The following is a 978-nucleotide window of genomic DNA, read 5'->3' on the forward strand; positions in this document are numbered from 1 at the left end:
TCTCCACGAGTACTCCGAGAAATGTTGTTTAAATTTCGGCGGCAGCATAACAGTTTTTTAGGTCAAAATTTAGGCTTGGGCAAAACCTTTTAGTGTCTGAAAAAAGCGATAAGGTTGATCGATAAGCGGTGTATGCCCGCTGTTTCGGAAAGTGAGAACATCGCAATTGGGGTGATGGTCGGCAATGCGGAGTTGGCCGGTACAGGGGTACATCGTTGATTTAAGCCCAACGACTAATGTCAGCGGGCTATTCAGCTTAGCGATAACGTCGAGCATGTCGTAGTCTTGTTCTATGTAGGCTTTCAGACAGGTGATGTAAACGGGCCAGTTATCGACAGGCATTATTTTGCGGGCCAAAAACTCATTTGAGCATACTCTCCTGGCAATCGCTTTGTGGGATGAGCGAGACAGCGCATCAGAGAAGAAGCTTGCTAAATTATCCCATAACTCTTTTCTTAGTGTTTTGGGGAGGGTGTCGTAGGCTGCCTGAGCCTCAATATAAGGGTCTAGCTTGCCTATTAGGTCTGTCGCTTCGGAGAGTCTTTCTTGGTTTTCTGCGCCAAAAAGCCCCCATTTCCACTCACTATCATTAAGGCATTTGGGACTTTGGTCGATATGTAGATAACGTTCAACCTGATTGTCGCTATATTTTTCCTGGTACTTAAGTGCAACAAAGGCGCCCATTGATATACCAGCTAATTTAAAACTCTCCAGCTCTAAGGAAGTGATTATTTGCTGTAGATCGTCTGCGTAATTGGACATGACGCAATCCCGGTCATGGTTGATGTGATGGGAAAGGCCAAAACCTCGCAAATCGGGAATGATAAAACGCTGCTTTCTTGCTAAGGGCAGGGCAAAAGGTAGCCAATGCAGAGACTGCATACCAAAGCCATGGAGTAGAATGATCGGAGCTGTGTTAGCGTTTTTGGGGCCAAGGTCGCGCACATAAATTCGCTGACCGTCAGCAGTATTGATATA

Annotated in this window: 1 protein-coding gene; it reads right to left on the reverse strand. The window is 45.9% G+C overall.

All coding sequences use genetic code 11. The features are described 5' to 3' along the window. Window positions 1-69: 69 nt before the first annotated feature. A partial coding sequence (locus A3763_RS01975) for an alpha/beta fold hydrolase (protein WP_068759846.1) occupies window positions 70-978 on the reverse strand: 909 nt, incomplete at its 5' end.

This window comes from Oleiphilus sp. HI0128 (genome assembly GCF_001635365.1).